At 67.6% G+C, this 1,081-nt stretch carries 2 protein-coding genes; both read right to left on the bottom strand.

What is annotated here, in order from left to right; genetic code table 11:
• The coding region (locus tag EOA27_RS37685) for an ABC transporter permease (protein ID WP_145970875.1) at nucleotides 1-409 on the bottom strand (409 nt) is incomplete at its 3' end.
• On the bottom strand, nucleotides 406-1,081 hold a 676-nt coding region (locus EOA27_RS37680; RefSeq protein WP_145970874.1), incomplete at its 5' end, for an ABC transporter ATP-binding protein. The genes EOA27_RS37680 and EOA27_RS37685, both read right to left, overlap by 4 nt.

The following is a 1,081-nucleotide window of genomic DNA, read 5'->3' as shown; positions in this document are numbered from 1 at the left end:
GCTTCCAGTCGCGGGCGTCGAGATAGGCGCTGTCCGTGCCGGTGACTCCCGAGGTCAGGCTTTCAGTGCCGAAGATGATGCGGACCTGTTTCTGCGAAGCAGGCGAGATGGCGCGCGCGCCGCTCAGATGCGCGACGAGCGCTGCGACATCCTTTTCGGCGAGCGGCCGCACCGCCTGGTCGAGGCCGCCGGGTCCGCCTGGCCCCGCCGGCCGGCCGGCACGGACGACGAGAAGGTTGCTGCCGAGCTTGGAGATATCGGCCTTGACCTTCTCCGTGGTGCCGGAGCCGATGGTGAGCATGGCGATGACGGCGGCGACGCCGATGACGATGCCAAGCAGCGTCAGGAAAGAGCGCAGCACGTTGCGGCGGATCGAACGCAGCGAAAGGCGGACGGTCTCCCAGATCATGCCGCTGCCTCCGCCTTCATGGTGTCGGAGGCGACATGGCCGTCGAGGAAACGAATGGTGCGGCCGGCATAGTCCGCGACATCGGCCTCGTGCGTGACCATGACGATGGAGAGGCCGAGCTCGGCATTGAGCCTGGTCAGCAGCTCCATGATCTCATGCGTGCGCGCGGTGTCGAGATTGCCCGTCGGCTCGTCGGCAACAAGCAATGTCGGCCTGGTGACGATGGCGCGGGCGATCGCCACGCGCTGCTGCTGGCCGCCCGACAGCTCGGCCGGGGTGTGGTGCTCGCGCCCGACAAGCCCGACCTCGGCCAGCGCCTGCATGGCGAGGTCCCGGCGCTCGCGCGCTCCAACGCCGCGATAGATCAGCGGCAGCTCGACATTTTCCGCCGCGGTGGTGCGCGGCAACAGATTGTAGCCCTGGAAGACGAAGCCGACATAAAGGTTGCGCAAAAGCGCGCGGCGGTTGCGGTCGAGCCGGCCTGCGTCGATGCCCATGAAGGAGTAGGTTCCAGCCGTCGGCGTGTCGAGGCAGCCGATGATGTTCATCGCCGTCGACTTGCCCGAGCCGGAGGGTCCCATGATGGCGACGAATTCGCCGCGCCGGATGGCGAGATCGACGCCGGCCAGCGCATGCACGCGGGCCTCGCCTTCGCCATAGCTCTTCCAGACC

Origin of the sequence: Mesorhizobium sp. M2A.F.Ca.ET.037.01.1.1 (assembly GCF_003998075.1) — a bacterium.
Classification (GTDB): domain Bacteria; phylum Pseudomonadota; class Alphaproteobacteria; order Rhizobiales; family Rhizobiaceae; genus Mesorhizobium.
Note: the sequence above shows the minus strand (reverse complement) of the source record. Positions and strands in the feature narration are given on the sequence as shown.